This window comes from Pseudomonas sp. CFBP 8771 (genome assembly GCF_014841695.1).
Taxonomy (GTDB): Bacteria; Pseudomonadota; Gammaproteobacteria; order Pseudomonadales; family Pseudomonadaceae; genus Aquipseudomonas; species Aquipseudomonas baltica.
The window spans coordinates 429,670-446,718 of the sequence record NZ_JACYUJ010000006.1 but is presented as its reverse complement, the minus strand read 5'-3'; the positions used below and the strand labels follow the sequence as shown (position 1 = coordinate 446,718).

11 protein-coding genes and 1 pseudogene are annotated in these 17,049 nt (G+C 59.0%); 5 read left to right on the top strand and 7 right to left on the bottom strand.

Annotation, left to right across the window (positions count from 1 at the left end; all coding sequences use genetic code 11):
• Positions 1 to 302: 302 nt before the first annotated feature.
• On the bottom strand, positions 303 to 1,073 hold the full coding sequence (locus IFT80_RS16520; RefSeq protein WP_122715876.1) for a ParA family protein: 771 nt from the start codon (positions 1,071 to 1,073) through the stop codon (positions 303 to 305).
• Positions 1,074 to 1,259: 186 nt separating this feature from the next.
• Between IFT80_RS16520 and IFT80_RS16515 the strand changes: the two genes are divergently transcribed.
• A complete protein-coding gene (locus IFT80_RS16515; protein WP_192137891.1) occupies positions 1,260 to 2,528 on the top strand; it encodes an MFS transporter in 1,269 nt (422 codons plus the stop codon).
• A gap of 180 nt (positions 2,529 to 2,708) precedes the next feature.
• Here the strand turns inward: IFT80_RS16515 and IFT80_RS16510 are convergent, their stop codons facing one another.
• Both IFT80_RS16510 and IFT80_RS16505 read right to left on the bottom strand, forming a co-directional pair.
• Positions 2,709 to 3,776 carry a hypothetical protein gene (locus IFT80_RS16510; protein WP_192137890.1) on the bottom strand — a complete coding sequence of 356 codons (1,068 nt, stop codon included), beginning with the start codon at positions 3,774 to 3,776 and terminating at the stop codon, positions 2,709 to 2,711.
• Positions 3,777 to 3,935: 159 nt separating this feature from the next.
• The gene (locus IFT80_RS16505; RefSeq protein ID WP_192137889.1) at positions 3,936 to 4,946 is read right to left on the bottom strand and encodes a hypothetical protein; all 1,011 of its coding nucleotides are present in this window, start codon (positions 4,944 to 4,946) and stop codon (positions 3,936 to 3,938) included.
• 212 nt (positions 4,947 to 5,158) lie between these two features.
• On the opposite strand from IFT80_RS16505, the gene IFT80_RS16500 reads away from it, so the two are divergent.
• Positions 5,159 to 10,192: an RHS repeat domain-containing protein gene (locus tag IFT80_RS16500; protein ID WP_192137888.1), complete on the top strand. Its 5,034-nt coding sequence runs from the start codon at positions 5,159 to 5,161 to the stop codon at positions 10,190 to 10,192.
• Positions 10,193 to 10,209: 17 nt separating this feature from the next.
• Here the strand turns inward: IFT80_RS16500 and hemE are convergent, their stop codons facing one another.
• From hemE to IFT80_RS16485, 3 genes are all read right to left on the bottom strand, one after another.
• Complete coding sequence (gene hemE / locus IFT80_RS16495) at positions 10,210 to 11,274, bottom strand: uroporphyrinogen decarboxylase (RefSeq protein ID WP_185794776.1); 1,065 nt, start codon at positions 11,272 to 11,274, stop codon at positions 10,210 to 10,212.
• A gap of 112 nt (positions 11,275 to 11,386) precedes the next feature.
• On the bottom strand, positions 11,387 to 11,680 hold the full coding sequence (locus tag IFT80_RS16490) for a cell division protein ZapA (protein WP_122479777.1): 294 nt from the start codon (positions 11,678 to 11,680) through the stop codon (positions 11,387 to 11,389).
• Positions 11,677 to 11,901, bottom strand: coding sequence for a hypothetical protein (locus IFT80_RS16485; RefSeq protein WP_185794775.1), 225 nt, complete (start codon positions 11,899 to 11,901; stop codon positions 11,677 to 11,679). Before IFT80_RS16485 ends, IFT80_RS16490 begins: the two co-directional genes overlap by 4 nt.
• A 257-nt stretch (positions 11,902 to 12,158) precedes the next feature.
• Here IFT80_RS16485 and IFT80_RS21910 point away from each other — a divergent pair.
• Positions 12,159 to 12,929: pseudogene (locus IFT80_RS21910) on the top strand (MCP four helix bundle domain-containing protein); the annotation flags it as partial.
• Positions 12,912 to 13,784, top strand: a complete 873-nt coding sequence (locus IFT80_RS21905; protein ID WP_425312018.1) for a methyl-accepting chemotaxis protein — start codon at positions 12,912 to 12,914, stop codon at positions 13,782 to 13,784. The pseudogene IFT80_RS21910 and the gene IFT80_RS21905, both read left to right, overlap by 18 nt.
• Positions 13,785 to 14,177: 393 nt before the next feature.
• On the opposite strand, the gene gbcB is transcribed toward IFT80_RS21905, so the two are convergent.
• Entirely contained in the window at positions 14,178 to 15,278 is a 1,101-nt protein-coding gene (gene gbcB, locus IFT80_RS16475; RefSeq protein WP_122480122.1) for a glycine-betaine demethylase subunit GbcB, read from the bottom strand.
• Between the two features lie 286 nt (positions 15,279 to 15,564).
• Between gbcB and gbcA the strand changes: the two genes are divergently transcribed.
• On the top strand, positions 15,565 to 16,860 hold the full coding sequence (gene gbcA, locus IFT80_RS16470) for a glycine-betaine demethylase subunit GbcA (protein ID WP_122480123.1): 1,296 nt from the start codon (positions 15,565 to 15,567) through the stop codon (positions 16,858 to 16,860).
• Positions 16,861 to 17,049: the final 189 nt, after the last annotated feature.

Here is a 17,049-nt window from a genome sequence, read left to right as displayed (position 1 = left end):
TCGAGGCCGGACGCGGCTTGCGCCGCTGCTACAGGGAATTGAGCAAGGCCCGCCATTGGGTTGATCGCGGTGCGTGCACCAGCGGCGCAAGCCGCGTCAGCGAACGGCGCAGCGGGTCAGGCGAATCACCGTGCCCGTAGCAGCGGCGCAAGCCGCGTCGGCGAACGCCTCGGTGGATCAGGCAGATCGCGATGTAGCAGCGGCGCAAGCCGCGTCGGCGAACGCCGCGGTGGATCAGGCAGATCGCGGTGCCTGATTCGCGGCCGCAGAACGCTCCCACAGTCGATCACAGGGGTGGGAGGTCAGGCTTGTTCGAGCAGGTCGTGCAACTCCACGAATTGCTGGGTCAGCTTGTGTCGCGGGTCCAGGTGGATCAGCGGGATATTCAGCTCATGGGACTCGCGCATCTTGACCGAGCTGTTCAAATACACCGGCAGCACGGGCAGGCCCTCGGCGATCAGTTCGTCGAGCATCTGCTGAGGCAGGCTGGCCCGAGGCTGGAACTGGTTGACGACGATACCTTCGACTTCAAGACCCTCGTTGTGGTCCTCTTTCAACTCTGCGATTTCGCTCAGCAGCCCATAGAGCGCATGCCGGGAAAAGCTGTCGCAATCGAAGGGAATCAGCACCCGATCCGCAGCGATCAGCGCCGACACCGCATAGAAATTCAACGCCGGCGGCGTGTCGATATAGATCCGATCATAATCTTCACTGAGCTCGTCGAGCAGTTTGCGCAGCTTGTTGATCTTGTGCTTGGCTTCCAGCTTGGGCTGCAGATCAGCCAACTCCGCCGAAGCCGTGACTACATGCAGGTTGTCATAGGGCGTTTGATGGATATCCACCTTGCCTTTCTTGCTGGCCGGCCCCGACGACAGGATCTGCTTGAAGAAGTCCGCGATGCCCATCGGGATATCGTTACCGGTCAGCCCGGTGAGGTACTGGGTAGAGTTGGCCTGGGCATCGAGGTCGATCAATAACGTGCGAAAGCCCTCGTTGGCACTGACGGCCGCCAGGTTGCAGGCAATGCTGGATTTGCCTACGCCGCCCTTCTGATTGAACACCACGCGCCGCATCTATATCCCTCCATGACAGGCAAAGCCTCGAGTGTAGCGGCCAGAATATTACAGTTGCTAGCGCGCCGGGACGTTCATTCTCGGATTTTTCCTACAATTTCCTGCAGTCTGGGTGCTAGTGTTGGCAGAAATCATTAGCCAGCTATATAGTTTTTCAACTCCTGCCGCCCCCCTCCCGAGGTCACCGTGAAAACTGCTGTCGCGCCTGCTGCGCAAGCTGTTGATACCTCCCATCAAAACGCCGCTCAAGTCAACGAGCAGTACATCGAAAAAGGCACCCCGCAGTTCCTGCGCACGGTACTCGCCCTGTTCAGCGGCGGCTTCGCCACCTTTGCCCTGCTGTATTGCGTGCAACCCATGATGCCGATCCTGTCCCACGAGTTCGGCATCAACGCCGCCCAGAGCAGCCTGGTGCTGTCGGTGGCTACCGGGATGCTGGCCATCGGATTGCTGATCACCGGGCCGATTTCCGACAGTGTCGGACGCAAGCCGGTGATGGTGGCAGCCTTGTTCAGCGCAGCGCTGTGCACCCTCGGCAGTGCCTTGATGCCCACCTGGGACGGCGTGCTGTTGCTGCGCGCCTTGACCGGATTGAGCCTGAGCGGCCTGGCTGCGGTAGCCATGACCTACCTGAGCGAGGAAATTCATCCGCAACACATCGGTCTGGCAATGGGTTTGTACATTGGCGGCAACGCCATCGGCGGCATGAGCGGACGCCTGATCACCGGCGTGCTGATCGACTTCGTCAGCTGGCACACTGCACTGTTGGTGGTCGGCGGCCTGGCCCTGGTCGCAGCGGCGGTGTTCGTCAGGATCCTCCCGGAATCGCGTAACTTCCGCCCCCGCAAGATGAACCCACGTGGCTTGCTGGAAGGCTTCACCATGCACTTCAAGGATGCCGGCCTGCCGTGGCTGTTTCTCGAAGCGTTCCTGCTGATGGGCAGCTTCGTGACGCTGTTCAACTACATTGGCTACCGCCTGTTGGCCGAGCCCTACCACATGAGCCAGGCGCTGGTGGGGCTGCTGTCGGTGGTGTACCTGGCCGGCATCTACAGCTCGGCGCAGGTGGGCTCGCTGGCCGACAAGCATGGCCGACGCAAGGTGTTCTGGATGAGCATCGTGCTGATGTTCGCAGGCCTGCTGGTGACCCTGTTCAATCCGGTACCAGTGATCCTGCTGGGGATGCTGATGTTCACCTTTGGCTTTTTCGGTGCGCACTCGGTAGCCAGCAGCTGGATCGGACGGCGTGCGTTGACGGCCAAGGGGCAGGCGTCTTCGTTGTACCTGTTCAGTTATTACGCGGGGTCAAGCGTGGCCGGGACGGCGGGAGGGATGGCCTGGCACTACGGTGGCTGGACGGGTGTGGGCGGGTTCATTGCGGGGTTGTTGACGGTGGCGTTGGTGGTGGCGGCGAGGCTGGCGAAGTTGCAGCCTGTTAGAGCGCCGAACGCGTAATCGGGCGGTACCTACAAGGATCGGAGCGCCAGCAGGCATTACGTCTCTGGCTACCAATTTTTTTTCAGGTTCAACCCGCCCAAGCTCATGGCGCTTCTGGAATTCGCTCGATGCTCCAATCCTAACTGCTAATTGCTGTAGAACAGTCAGGGCAGGACATCGAGTGAACCCAAGTGCCCATCATGCAACAGGAAAATGCCCATTACCGTCACTGGTGACCTGCAGCTTCAGATGATGCTTATTTCCTTGGCTATCGATAGGAAAGACACTAAGGACATCGCCTCTCCCATACTGATGCGCCGAGACATCAATGATTCGTGCAGAAGTCACTTCACCGACAGCCGTATAGTCATTTACCCTGAACCGCACAACTCTGTGGGGTTCACCGATCGAGGTGTAAAGGATTTGCCGCGGCGGGGTGGGCTCATAAAAATAGTGAATTTTATTCCGGTCCGATTTTCGGATGGAGTAAAACCATCCGTCCAGAGCAATATTGTCGACAATACAACCGACAAACTTCATTGCGTAATGCTTCGGAATTTCGTTTTTAATTTTCGTGTAATACAAATCCACGTCAAAATCAGGATTACTGACGACTGTATCGACACGTCTAGAAACCCAGTCGGCCGTAGTATAGCTTATTGGACGCACCGGCCTTATATTCACAATACTTCTAAACTGCCCGCTAACAGGGTCATGTGTGCTACTGGCCGTGGTATAAATCACATCTGATCCTTTATGGATATGGGCAGCCAAGGCGCGTGGTTGGAGGTTTGTCGTGCTGAGCCAATAGGTGACCACTTGATAGCCCAGCCCCTGATCGCGCTCGTCAGCTGTTGAAGTTTCCTCTGCTACCTCACCCATTCCGGTTGACTGAATTACGCTCGCCATATCACTAGATAGTAGACATGGAGCATCTACCGATTCCACTGACGGTTGCAGGGCAGCAAAGTAAGAACCGTGGTAAATTTCATATTTTTCTCGATGTGCCGACCTGTAATCCGTGTCACTAGAAAGATCACTCATGGTTACTGCATCTATGAGCTTAAGATTTTTTAAATCATCGGCGGTCAAACTCACAATTACATTACTTGAGTCCCTGGCTTGCAATCGCACGTCGATCCTCACTTGCTGCCGCCCATTGGCGTACAGCGAGGCCGCCCCGGCCGCGACAGAATTTACATACACTTCGAAAAGTGTCAGGGATCGCCAACCAGAGGCGCTCACGTTGTTCCTTAACTTATTCATGTCTACCTTACCTGCAATAGTGCCAACACGGACGTGTCGGCTCATCGTGTAAACGTCACACAAAGCGCCATATCGAAGACTGTATGGCCGGTCTTTAAACCGGGGGCATGTTTGCATCAACTCCCGGATCAACCATGCAGCAAGGCATTAGCGGCCTACTTACCCATTGGCTATCTTCAGCTCGAAACGTCCTTGGGTGCCGTCGCCGAAACTCAAGGCAATTTGGTGGTCATTCCCGTACCGATCCACAGCTTTAATGATGCACGGCCCCTTTTCCTGCAAGGCACTGTTTCGATCAAACGGTATGTTATTGCTACTTTGCAAGCTGAACGTAACGTACCCCTCCCGTGGACGACTGGCGTTCACCGCAGGCGTGAAATTGCCTAACTTGATATTGGTGTTGTAGATCAATGGCGCGGCCTGCCCAGTTGCTACAGGCTTGGCGTAACCCACCAACGATGCCCTTGTTGAGGTAGGATCTAGATCCGACCACTGGATCATCCCGGCGGGCATCATATGCGCTGAGCGGAAATGGCAAAGGGCGCCGTTGAACAAGGCAATCAGGTGGTATTGGCGGATACCCACCTCCTGCGAACCCGACACTTGCTCAAGCTCAAATTGATAATGTTGCGGTGCAATAAATTCCGGTACCTCCTCAATTGCACACTCCACCTTCGTATTGAAGCTGGCATGCTTGGCTGTGCTGTAATCGTAACGCACCTCCTTTCCTGCCTCATCCTGCATGATCCGAGTCATACTCAAATAAAACGTTTGGTGGCTCCTGGCTCGTCCAGCCTTGTTCATCAAATACAACCGGCGAGTAAGCTCGGGGTTATCTCGTGCCTCGGATGATGCAAGGCGTGTAGCGCCCGGGTACCAATCATACTCATTCTCGGTTCTTGAAAAATACCAGCCCTGAATATGGTTACCAGGCTCGTCCACGACTTCCGGCACGTCGACCACTGCGCCTTCATCGTTAAGTACGGACAGCCGAACGGTGGCCAATTCAGCAGGTGACAACGTGATGCCAGGGTCTGCTTTAAGTTTGATGGTGAGTTCGAGCTGCTGTCGACCATTAGGATACAATTTATTGACATTAAGCCCCGCAACACTGAACTTTTCCATCCACGCCCCTAAACCGGGGTCGGCCTTACTGGAATCATCAGTCATGACATCACTCCATTTATTTCAGTTATCTCGCAACGTTTAAACTAGCAGTCTTTCGCAACACGTCAATAACTATGATTATTCACAATGGCCTGTATTGAAAATTATTTAACATTCAGAAAATTCGATGAACAGCGTTGCGCTCTATTAAATAGCTCCTATGCTGCGTATCTAAAGCACCTCTTTTCGAAGCACTTGCTTAGGGATATATGACCATGACAAACCTAAACTCGCTTACTGCGCAGCCACTCACTTTGAGCAACACAGTCTACAGTCAGGCCAGCAACTTCACGAGTGCAGTGAATACCGGGGTGGACGCACGCACAGGGTATTACACGCTCAATATTGCCTTGCCTTCCATGCAAGCCAATCGGCTCAGTGGTCCAGTGGTGTGCCCGCAGCTCCATTTCACTCCAACCGCAGGGGCCATGGACCACACACTGGGAGCCGGCTGGCACTGGGTCACCAGTGCACTGGACCTGGCTACTGGTGATCTGGTACTAAGCACAGGTGAGTCGTTCAAAGTGGACTGGCAAGCATCCGATCAAACGCCAGGCGGCCTGCTGGCATTCCACGATGTGAAGCTTAAGACTTTCCATGTCCGAAGAATGTCTACCACCGACGGTGAAGAAAGCTTTCGAGTGGAATACAAAACCGGTGACAGTGAGTGGCTGCAACAGCGGTCAGGCACCAGTATTGCCATCAGGACGCAGCAACGCAGCCATTTGGGTTACACCGCCACTTATCATTGGGAGCTGATCGACGACCACCTTCTACTGACCCATATCACCGACGAGCTGGCCACGGTTCTGCTGAGCATCGACCGACAACCGGATAAAGTTCACTTTACTCAGTTTCCGGGTACGCCAGAGGCTGCCGTCTACTCCATTGAAATTCTGGAGCAACAACTGCGCCTGTTCACCTTACCCGATGCCAGCCAATGGCAGTTCGATTATGCGACGTCAGATGGCCAGCTGGTCCCCATAAAAGTCATTGGTCCTTTGGGTAGCGAAGACTTGGTCACTTACGATGAGGGTGACGCTGGGCACCATCTTCCACCCGGCGCTCCGCTCACACGCATGCCAAGAGTCGCTTCGGTTGAGCACAAGCCAGGTCAGGAGCAACCTTCTGTTCTACGTACTTGGGAGTGGCTGAGTAACAACAATCACATGGGTGGAAATACGCTCCCCTCAGACGGTTGGAACAATGATCGCGACAACCTCTACTGGTTGCCGGCAGGCTATATCTACAGCTGCGCGGAAACGTTGTGGAATCTCAACGACCAGCCTGTCGAGGTACGCACGTTTACCTGGAACCGATTTCATCTTTTGACCCACGACGTCGTACAGCGGGGTAACAATACCGTCACTCGTATTACCACGTATCACCACACGGACCAGGAATGGGAATCGCAGCCAGCTTTCTGCCAACTACCATGGAAAGAAGAAACGACTTTCAAGGGGCCCGGCGGTGAACGTACGGAAACCACCCTGACAACTTACGACGAGTGCGGAAACCTGCTGACGCGTCAAGCACCCGATGGCAGTATCGAAACGAACACGTACTACGCCGCTGATGAAAGTGGGTTCGTACGGCGCCCTCACACGTCGACACTCACACCTGCCAGTCCAGCGCTCGGCGCGCTGCCCACCAGGAAAACCACCGTGTACGAGTCCCTGCCCCCTCGGCATCGAGACCCGGATGACATTCCTCATCCTATGCTCATCGGTGAGCGTACGGCACACCTTATAGATGGCAATGAAGCCGTCTTCACCGAGCTGACCCGGGTTTGGGAAACGGATGTCAACCATCCATTCTTCGGCAGGCCGACCTCGGAGACAGTCGTGCGCAACGGCGTAGCTCGCACCACAGCCTGGCTGAGAAGCATTGAGCAGGGAAACATCAAGGTCACGGAAACCATTCATGGCGATGGTGCTGTTTCGATCGACAGCACCACATTGCAGCACGGCCTGACGGGATCGACCTTGATCGAAACTGCCTCGACCGGTATGCAAACTCACTTTGCCTACGATGTACTGGGGCGACTGAGTGTCAGAACTGATGCGGCCAATAGCCCCTATGCTGTCACCACCTCTTACCGCTACTGCGTTCACCAAGAGGGCGAAACAGACGTCTACAAAGAGGAAACCACGATGGACGGCGTGGCCACCCGCACCCTGTTCGACGGGGACGGGAGAACCATCAAAGTCCTGCGCAAGAATACCGATACTACAGCCAGCGAGTTCAAGGTCGTCTGGACGGGCGCTTACAACGTCGAAGGATCACTGCAATCAGAGCTGACCCAAGACTGGTTGCGGGACATGGCCTTCCCTATCCGCCAGCAGGTAAACCGCTTTCTTGGTGACTGGGGAGAAGTGGCTAGCGAGTACAATCCTGACACCACCATCACCCGCACCGAGCATGATCCTATCAACCGCAGGGTCAAGAAGTGGCGCGAAACCGCTGATGGCGCGCCTGCGGGCAGCGTAATAACGACTCAACACCGGTCGGGCGCTGTAGAGCTGGCCCAATTCTTCGCAACAGACGGTAATCTGCTGCGTACGGAAAGCTGGCAGATCGACGGCTTTGGTCGTGCGGTGTCGCACAGCACTGAGGCTGACGGGGTGCGGACCACATCGACCACCCAGTACGACGCACTTGACCGAGTTACCGAATTCCAACGCGCCGACGGCAACCGGGTCACGTGGGCCTACGACGGGTTCAGTGACGAAAAACCTTCAAAAGTGACCCTTACGGCCATTGATGGCAGTCAGACGGTACTGGGAACGCGAACCTTCGATGCGCTTGGCCGGGCGACCCAAGTCAACTGCATGGGGCTCAGCCGTCATCAAGCTTTCATTGCAGGACAGTGGGAGCCGACAAGTAGCACTGACGCACTGGGGCAGACAACGACGTACACCTATGAGGCTGAACTGGGCAACCAGTTGCTGAGCGTCAGTAGAAATGGCGCTGCTGTGAACCGCTTTACCTACGCAACCCCCAATGGGCGACTGAGTGATGTTTTCGGAGGCATAGGGGAAATGCACCAAGGCTACACCCCCGACGGCCGCCCCCAGTATTCGGATTGGAAGGTCGACGGTCAGACCCTCCGTGTACAGGGAACCCAGTCTCTTGGCGGACGTCGCTCGACCGTGACGCTACCCGATGGCACCTTGCAGACTCTTAGCTACAACAGTGAGGGAAAGCTGCAAAGTCTCATCAGCGGTACAGGTGCGGCACACGTCGAGGTGCACCTCACCTACGATAGCCATGGCCGAGTCGCCCGTACCCAGACGTTCGCCAGCGGCACCCTGAGCCTTGATCAGCTGAACACTTACGATGACTTCGACCGCGAACTGACTCGCACCTGGCATTCGTCGTCCGCCGGCATTACGACTGAGAAAGTGCAAACGCTGACCTGGACGGGACGAGGCCAATTGGCCAGTCGCAGCTTTGTCGAGAACAACCGGCTGCTGAGCCAGGAACGGTATGAATACGACACCATGGGCCGACTTGTCCTGATGGAAGCCGAAGGACCGGAGGCACCGAGCGACTTGCGCACAGGTAGACAAATCGCACGTTGCGAATTCGTGCTTACTCCCCTGGATAGCTACTCTACAGTCACCACGACCTTCACTGGCGGCGAGGTGAACGTCATGAGCTTTACCTACGACAGCTGCGCACATGACCGACCTGTAATGATTATCCACCGTGGCGTGGATGACTGTGACATCGCACTGGAATGGGACGCCGCAGGGCGCCTTCGCGAGCAGCGGCGCAACGGCGAGGTCATGCGGGCCTTGCAGTGGAACGATGAGAGCAAGCTGGAAAAGGTCACCACTGCCGCAGGCAGCATCTCGTACGGTTACGACCCCATGGGCCGGCTTGCGTCGCAGACCGTCGGCGCGAGCCGGCAACTATCAATCTATAATGGCTCTGCGCTGATTGGCCAGATCTTGGCGAACGGCCAACAGGTTACTCTCGTCGGCAGTCAAAGGGCTCCTTACGCACAGAGCCATCTGGCCAGTGAGGTTCGCAAGGTGATGCTTTTGGGCGCCGACGCTCAAGGATCTGTGCGAATGGAGCTGGATCACGTGGCACGATCGATCAGCTACACGCCTCATGGTGCCGACGCCTCCGGCGCCGAAGGCTTGCTAGGATATGCGGGTGAACAACGCGACCGCTTCACCGGCCTCTATCATCTAGGCAGCTACCGGCCTTACTGCCCGGAGCTGATGCTGTTCCTAGCCCCCGACGATTCCAGCCCCTTCGGCGCAGGCGGGCTGAATCGCTACGCCTACTGCGGCGGCGACCCGGTCAATAACATTGACCCTTCGGGCCAAAGTTTCTGGAAATGGTTCGTTGTTGGCGTTGCGGTCGTTTTCGCGGTGGCTGCAACGGTGATAACCGCCGGAGCGTTCGCGGGTGCAATGGGTGTCGCCATAAGTGCTGTAGGGGCCAGCACCGCTGCGACTACGGGCGCCCTGACCATCAGTGCCGCAACCATCGCCGGCGCCGTAGGTGCCGTGGCGTTGTCGGCAGTGGGTATTGCGGCACTGACCGGAGCAGTCCTGGAAGTGGCCACGATAGGCACTGGAATTGCGGAGCCGATTCTGGAAGCACAAGGGAACGAGAAAGCTGCCGGCATCCTGGGATGGGTCACCCTCGGGCTTAGCATAGGGTCCGCAGTGTCCAGCGGGGTGGGCCTCTCCAACGTGGCTACAAAAGTAGCCAGCAAGGCGAACAGAATAGGGGCATTCGTCGGTAACTGGCAGTATCGACTGCAACACGCCGGGGGGCCACCCTCCGTCAGCAGAATCTGGGCAGAAGTCACACGCGCTGCACAAGAGTTCGCAACCACAACTCGGCAAGCCTTGACTTACTCGCCCACCCCTGTCCCGCTTTCGCCTGCAAGAGCAGTGTTGGACGCAGCGTTGACAGAGATACCAAATAATACACAACCCTTCAACCAAGCACTCAGGGGGGTCAACTCACGCCTCGGAAGTTGGGGTAACCAGGCACTGTCGACTCAACATGCTGAAAACTACGCGGACATTGCTCGGCAAGTCGCGAGCGGGGAAATCAGTAATGTGACAGGGCACTTGAACTCATCCAGGTTATGGTTCGAACGTGGAGGTGTCGACGGGGCTGTAGGGATGACTTTCAATTACGTCGGTGCGATATTAAATGCTGGCGCCGACGCCTCGAGCTACAGTACTGGCCGTTTTCTTCGAGGCGGGCGCCCATAGCGATACTGGGTTGACTGTCAGCCGTGATATTGCCCTGAAAACTCATGCACGGCGTTGATGAACGCGCCGGCATGCTCGGGATCGACTTCCGGGGTGATGCCGTGGCCGAGGTTGAACACATGGCCTGTGCCCTGCCCGTAGCTGGCGAGGATCCGCGCCACTTCGGTGCGAATCGCTTCGGGCTTGGCGTACAGCACGGTAGGGTCCATGTTGCCCTGCAGGGCGACCTTGTGGCCAACGCGGCGACGGGCTTCGCCGATGTCGCAGGTCCAGTCCAGGCCCAGCGCGTCGGCGCCGGCGTCGGCGATGCTTTCCAGCCACAGGCCGCCGTTCTTGGTGAACAGGATCACCGGCACCTTGCGCCCTTCGTGTTCGCGGATCAGGCCGCTGACGATCTTGCGCATGTAGGCCAGGGAGAATTCCTGATACGCCGCGGCCGACAGGTTGCCGCCCCAGGTATCGAAGATCTGCACCGCCTGGGCCCCGGCCATGATCTGGCCATTAAGGTAGCTGGTGACCGACTGCGCCAGCTTGTCCAGCAGCAGGTGCATGGCCTGGGGCTGGTCGTAGAGCATGGCTTTGGTCTTGCGAAAATCCTTCGACGAACCGCCTTCGACCATGTAGGTGGCCAGCGTCCAGGGGCTCCCGGAAAAGCCGATCAGCGGCACCCGGCCGTTGAGTTCGCGGCGGATGGTGCTGACCGCGTCCATGACGTAGCCCAGATCCTGATGCGCATCGGGGATCGGCAGCGCTTCGATGTCGGCCAAGGTACTGACGACCTTCTTGAAGCGCGGGCCTTCGCCGGTTTCGAAGTACAGGCCCTGGCCCATGGCATCGGGGATGGTGAGGATGTCGGAGAACAGGATGGCCGCATCCAGCGGGTAGCGTTCCAACGGCTGCATGGTGACTTCGCAGGCGAACGACGGGTTCTTGCACAGGCTCATGAAGTCACCGGCCTTGGCGCGGCTGGCGCGGTACTCGGGCAGGTAGCGTCCGGCCTGGCGCATCATCCACACCGGGGTGACGTCAACGGGCTGCTTGAGCAGGGCACGCAGGAAGCGGTCGTTCTTGAGGGGAGTCATGTCAACATCCGGCAGAAAAGTATGAGGATTTTCGCAGAGCAAAGTACAACAAGCCACCGGCGAGGGCTGGGCGGTGGTCTGCGCAGCAGCACCACCCGGCCGCTTGGCTGAATCAGTCCTGCGTATCGCTGCAGCGACTCACCAGGGCGTCGATCCTGCTTTTGCACTGGTCCATGGCATGGGCGTGGCCCTGGCTCAGCTCGACCTGGCGCTGGCATAGATTCAGCGCGGCCAGCACCAGCAGGCGGTCGCCGATCAATGTCGGATGGCTGCGCTTGGTCTGCGCCAGCGTGCGCTCGAGCATGCCGAACGCCTGACGCAGCGCCTGCTGTTCGCCGGGCGGCGCTTTCACTGAATATTCGTTGCCCAGGATCGAGAAGACCTCAACCCCGTCGTCAAGGTTCATACCGCCGCCGCGGTAGCACGCTCGACCAGTGCTTGAATACGTGCGGTGGTCGCGCCCTGCTGCTCTTCCTGTTCCAGCAGACTGAGCTGCAGCGTGTCGTTGTCATCCTTGGCCTGGGCCAGCTCGCCGGCCAGCTGGGCATTGCGTTCGGCCAGTTCCCGGTTGTGCTTGACCAGGTCGTTTACCAGGCTTTCCAATTGATTCAGGGATGCTTCCAACATTTGCTATTTCCAACACTTTGTCAGGGGCGCGAACGATAAAGAAAAAACCTCGCCCGGGCCAGCTTTGATAGGACCCCGATGGACCCCCAAATCGCTGTTCGGTTCGTCCCGTTCATCGGTCTTCATCGCTTGAGCGTTCGCGATGACGCGCATCACCTGCGGCAATTTGTCCCCTTCAGACTTTTTACATTCGACCGATAAGCCGTGCAGCCCTTTCTTGTGTCGCACGGACGCGCCCTACCTTTCGGTAACCTCACATGTCTTTACGCAACATGAACATCGCCCCGCGCGCGCTGCTCGGTTTCTCCCTCATCGGCGTGCTGATGATCGTGCTCGGGGTGTTTTCCCTGGTCCAGATGAGCCACATCCGCGCCGCCGGCCAGAACATCGAGAACAATACCGTACCCAGCATCACCAGCCTGGACGAGCTGACCCAGCTGACGCTGCGCCTGCGTGTGCTGTCGTACCGCTTGTTGCTCAATCGCGAAGCCGACATCCAGCAGAAAACCGTGCAGCTGTTCGACCAGCGCAACGAGCAGATCAACCAGGCCCAGGCCCGTTACGAGAAAATGATCTCCAATGACGAAGAGCAGGCGGCCTACGATGACTACAAGCGTTTGCTGGGCCAGTATCGCCAGCTCGAAGCTCGCATGAAGAGCTTTTCGGCCAACGGTCAGGTGGAAGAGCTGCGGACCATGCTCAACAGCGACATGCTGAGCAATTCCGAGCAGGTCAATGCCGTGCTCGAGAAACTGGTCAAGATCAACAATGTGCAAACCCGCGAGATCAATCAGCAAGCCGAGGATGAATACCGCTCGGCGTTCACCTGGGTGGTGGGCATGCTGATCGTGGCGACCCTGCTGACGTTCCTGTTTGCCTGGCTGTTGACCCGCAGCATCGTCAGGCCGATCGACCAGGCACTGGTGGCGGCCGAGGCAATTGCCGAAGGCAACCTGACCCGGCCGATCCATGCCGAGGGGCGCGACGAAGCCGCGCGGTTGCTGCTGGCCATGCAGAAGATGCAGGGCAAGCTGCGCGATACCCTGCAGCGCATTTCCGGTTCGGCGACCCAATTGGCATCGGCTGCCGAGGAACTCAACAGCGTCACCGACGAAGGTGCTCGCGGCCTGACTCAGCAGAACAACGAGATCGAACAGGCCGCCACTGCGGTCAACGAGATGACCAGTGCGGTCGAAGAAGTGGCACGCAACGCCGTGAGCACCTCCGAGGCGTCCAAGGACGCGACCACGTCGGCCAGCGATGGCCGTGACCTGGTCATGGAAACCGTCAGCGCCATCGAACGCATGAGCGGCGACGTGCAGAGCACCGCCGAGCTGATTGGCAACCTGGCAACCGAGTCGCGCGACATCGGCAAGGTGCTGGACGTGATTCGTGGCCTGGCCGACCAGACCAACCTGCTGGCGCTCAACGCTGCCATCGAGGCAGCACGTGCCGGCGAGGCAGGCCGCGGGTTTGCCGTGGTGGCCGACGAGGTCCGCGCGCTGGCGCACCGTACCCAGCAGTCGACCAGCGAGATCGAACGCATGATCGGCAGCATCCAGGGCGGCACCGAGCAGGCCGTGGACTCGATGCGCAACAGCACCGAGCGCGCCGAGTCGACCCTCAACATAGCCAAAGGCGCCGGCATGGCGCTGGAGACGATCAATGGCGCGATCGTGCAGATCAACGAACGCAACCTGGTGATCGCCAGCGCCGCCGAAGAGCAGGCCCAGGTGGCACGCGAAGTGGACCGTAACCTGGTGAACATTCGCGACCTGTCGGTGCAGACCGCTGCAGGTTCGGCGCAGACCACGGCGGCCAGCGGCGAACTGGCGCGCCTGGCAGTGGATCTGAATGGGCTGGTGGCGCGCTTCAAGGTGTAAGCACCAGGCGCCTTCACGCGTTCACTCATAGACACCGCGCGCACCGCCGACGCGGCTCGCGCCGCTGCTACAGAAATACCGCAATGCCTCGTCGTCCCGCCTCGACGCAGTCGTTCAAATGCACCGCAATACCTCGTAGCAGCGGCGCAAGCCGCGTCCCGCCTCGACGCAGTCGTTCAGAAACACCGCGACCCCCTGTAGCAGCGGCGCAAGCCGCGTCCGGCCGCGACGCAGGCGTTCAGATGCACCGCAATACCTTGTAGCAGCGGCGCAAGCCGCGTCCCGCCTCGACGCAGTCGTTCAGAAACACCGCGACCCCCTGTAGCAGCGGCGCAAGCCGCGTCTGGCCTCGATGCAGTCGTCCGAAACCACGACTGACATCGCAATCGCACATCAGAACTCGATGCGCACATCTCCCTTCGGCACGCTGCAGCAGGACAGGATGTAGCCCTCGGCTTCGTCATCCTCGGTGATGCCGCCGTTGTGCTCCATCTCCACCTCGCCTCCCAGCTTGAGCACTTTGCAGGTGCCACAGATGCCCATGCCGCAGGCCTTGGGAATCATCATCCCGAGCTTGGAAGCCGCCGCGTGCACGGTTTCGCCCGGCGCCACGCGGATGCTCTTGCCGCTGGCGGTGAACTCCACCAGGTGCAGTTCCGAGACGTCCACTTCCGGCGCATCGGCAGCCTGCTCGGCCTGTTCCACGGCGTCGGCGCGCGCCTCGGGCGGCGTGGCGCCGAACGATTCCTCGTGGTAACGGGTCATGTCGAAGCCAGCGGCTTCCAGCAGGCGCTTGACCGCAGTCATGTACGGGGTCGGCCCGCAGCAATACACCTCGCGCTCCATGAAGTCGGGCGCGATCAATTCCAGCAGCTTGTGGTTCAGGTAGCCACGATAGCCCGACCACGGCTCACCCAGCCCATGCTTCTCGCAGATGATGTGCAGGCTGAAGTTGTCGACCCGCGAGGCCATGTGCTCCAGTTCGCGGTGGTAGATGATGTCCTTGGGCGAACGCGCACTGTGCACGAAAACCATGTCGACGTTGGCGTTGGTGTCGTAGAACCAGCGCGCCATCGACATCACCGGCGTGATACCGACCCCGCCGCTGAGATAGAGAATCTTCGGTGCCGGAAAGTCGATGGCATTGAATAGCCCGACCGGGCCATGTACCGCCAGCTCCTGGCCCTCGTGCAGGGTATCGTGCAACCAGTTCGAAACCCGCCCGCCCGGCACTCGCTTGATGGTGATGGAAAAGCTGTACGGCACCGACGGCGCGCTGGAGATGGTGTACGAGCGCATCACCGGCTGGCCTTCGATTTCCAGCTCCAGGGTCACGAACTGGCCTGGCTTGAAAAAGAACAGGATGGGCTGGTCGGCCATGAAGCAGAAGGTGCGCACGTCCCAGGTTTCCTGGATCACCTTGACGCAACGAACGATGTGGCGCCCATTGGCCCAGGTCTGGGTATTGACGGGCATCAGGAAGGGGTTGGACATGCTGGTCTCCAAGGTCGACTGCCGACTGTGCGTGCAGCGATTCTGCGGGTGCACCGCCACCGCCACATTCCCATCCGCGACATCCACATGCTCATGGCGACCAGCCCCATGCCGCCTAGCCTGCAGCGTCGGGAATGGATTTGGCCATGTCGCCCATGGATAAGGTTCATGGCGCGCCGAGTCGCACACTCCACCGCATCTGAACGCAGTTTCAGCCGCCTTGCGTCGACAACCGTAACAGCCACTTTTTTCGCGGCCACACTGCCTGGCCATGAGGATGAACACGATGGATGCCACCACTACCCTGAGTCTGGGCGATCCGCTGGAACCCGCACGCAAGGCAACCGCCCAGATGCTGCAGGAACGCGAGCGTACCTTCTCGCTGCCGCAGCCGTTCTACAACGACGAACGCCTGTTCCAGATCGACATGCAGGAGATCTTCAACAAGGAATGGCTGATCGCCGGCATGACATGCGAGATCCCGGCCAAGGGCAACTACCTCACCCTGCAGATCGGCAGCAATCCGATCCTCGTGGTGCGCGGGGCCGAAGGGGTGGTGCATGCCTTTCACAACGTCTGCCGCCATCGCGGTTCGCGACTGTGCACCAAGGAAAAAGGCAAGGTGGCCAAGCTGGTCTGCCATTACCACCAATGGACCTACGAGCTGGATGGCCGCCTGCTGTTCGCCGGCACCGAGATGGGCGCCGACTTCGACATGAAGCAGTACGGCCTCAAGCCCGTGCATGTGAAAACCTCAGGCGGCTACATTTTCATCAGCCTGGCGGAGAACCCGCCTGCGATCGACAATTTCCTCAGTACGCTGAACCATTACATGGAACCGTACGACATGGAAAACACCAAGGTCGCGGTGCAGACCGATCTGCTGGAAAAGGCCAACTGGAAACTGGTGCTGGAGAACAACCGCGAGTGCTACCACTGCGGCGGCGCCCACCCCGAATTGCTCAAGACCCTGCTGGAATGGGACGACGTCACCGACCCGCGCGCCGACCAGGCCTTCAAGGACCATGTGGCCGCCTCGGCTGCCGCCTGGGATGCCGAAAAGATCCCCTACGCCCACGCCAGCCACGGCCTGCGCAACCGCATCGTGCGCATGCCGCTGCTCAAGGGGACGCTGTCGATGACGCTGGACGGCCAGGTCGGCTGCAAGAAACTGATGGGGCGCATCAAGAATCCGGACCTGGGTTCGATGCGCATCCTGCACCTGCCGCATTCCTGGAACCACTGCATGGGTGACCACATCATCGTGTTCACGGTGTGGCCGATCAGCGCGCAGGAAACGGTGGTCACCACCAAGTGGCTGGTGCACAAGGACGCCGTGGAAGGCGTGGACTACGACGTCGCGCGGATGCGCCAGGTGTGGGACGCGACCAACGATCAGGACCGCCGCCTGGCCGAGGAAAACCAGCGCGGCATCAACTCCACCGCCTACCAGCCGGGGCCGTACTCCAAGACCTACGAGTTCGGCGTGGTGAACTTCATCGACTGGTACAGCGAGCGGCTGCTGAGCAACCTGGGGGCGGAGCCTGCGGCGTATCTCAAGGGCGTGGCAGTGCACGAGTAACAGGCGCGCTCGTCGGCGGCGAAGGCTTGGTTCGGTAAACCTGACAGTGCGCGGCGCGCGTTTCGCGGCCGCGGACCGCCCCTGCGGAGCTGTGAGCACCAGTCGCCCAGCTCGGGATACATCCTGAAAAGATGCAATCTGGCGTTTGCCTGCCCAGGCATTCTATGGTCGCTGCCCAACAATAAAAGG

What these genes read in the sequence shown, in the direction of transcription:
- IFT80_RS16520 (WP_122715876.1), bottom strand. Translation starts at nt 1,073, where the DNA reads ATGCGGCGCGTGGTGTTCAATCAGAAGGGCGGCGTAGGCAAATCCAGC.
- IFT80_RS16510 (WP_192137890.1), bottom strand. Translation starts at nt 3,776, where the DNA reads ATGAATAAGTTAAGGAACAACGTGAGCGCCTCTGGTTGGCGATCCCTG.
- IFT80_RS16505 (WP_192137889.1), bottom strand. Translation starts at nt 4,946, where the DNA reads ATGACTGATGATTCCAGTAAGGCCGACCCCGGTTTAGGGGCGTGGATG.
- IFT80_RS16500 (WP_192137888.1), top strand. Translation starts at nt 5,159, where the DNA reads ATGACAAACCTAAACTCGCTTACTGCGCAGCCACTCACTTTGAGCAAC.
- hemE (WP_185794776.1), bottom strand. Translation starts at nt 11,274, where the DNA reads ATGACTCCCCTCAAGAACGACCGCTTCCTGCGTGCCCTGCTCAAGCAG.
- IFT80_RS16490 (WP_122479777.1), bottom strand. Translation starts at nt 11,680, where the DNA reads ATGAACCTTGACGACGGGGTTGAGGTCTTCTCGATCCTGGGCAACGAA.
- IFT80_RS16485 (WP_185794775.1), bottom strand. Translation starts at nt 11,901, where the DNA reads ATGTTGGAAGCATCCCTGAATCAATTGGAAAGCCTGGTAAACGACCTG.
- IFT80_RS21905 (WP_425312018.1), top strand. Translation starts at nt 12,912, where the DNA reads ATGCAGAAGATGCAGGGCAAGCTGCGCGATACCCTGCAGCGCATTTCC.
- gbcB (WP_122480122.1), bottom strand. Translation starts at nt 15,278, where the DNA reads ATGTCCAACCCCTTCCTGATGCCCGTCAATACCCAGACCTGGGCCAAT.
- gbcA (WP_122480123.1), top strand. Translation starts at nt 15,565, where the DNA reads ATGGATGCCACCACTACCCTGAGTCTGGGCGATCCGCTGGAACCCGCA.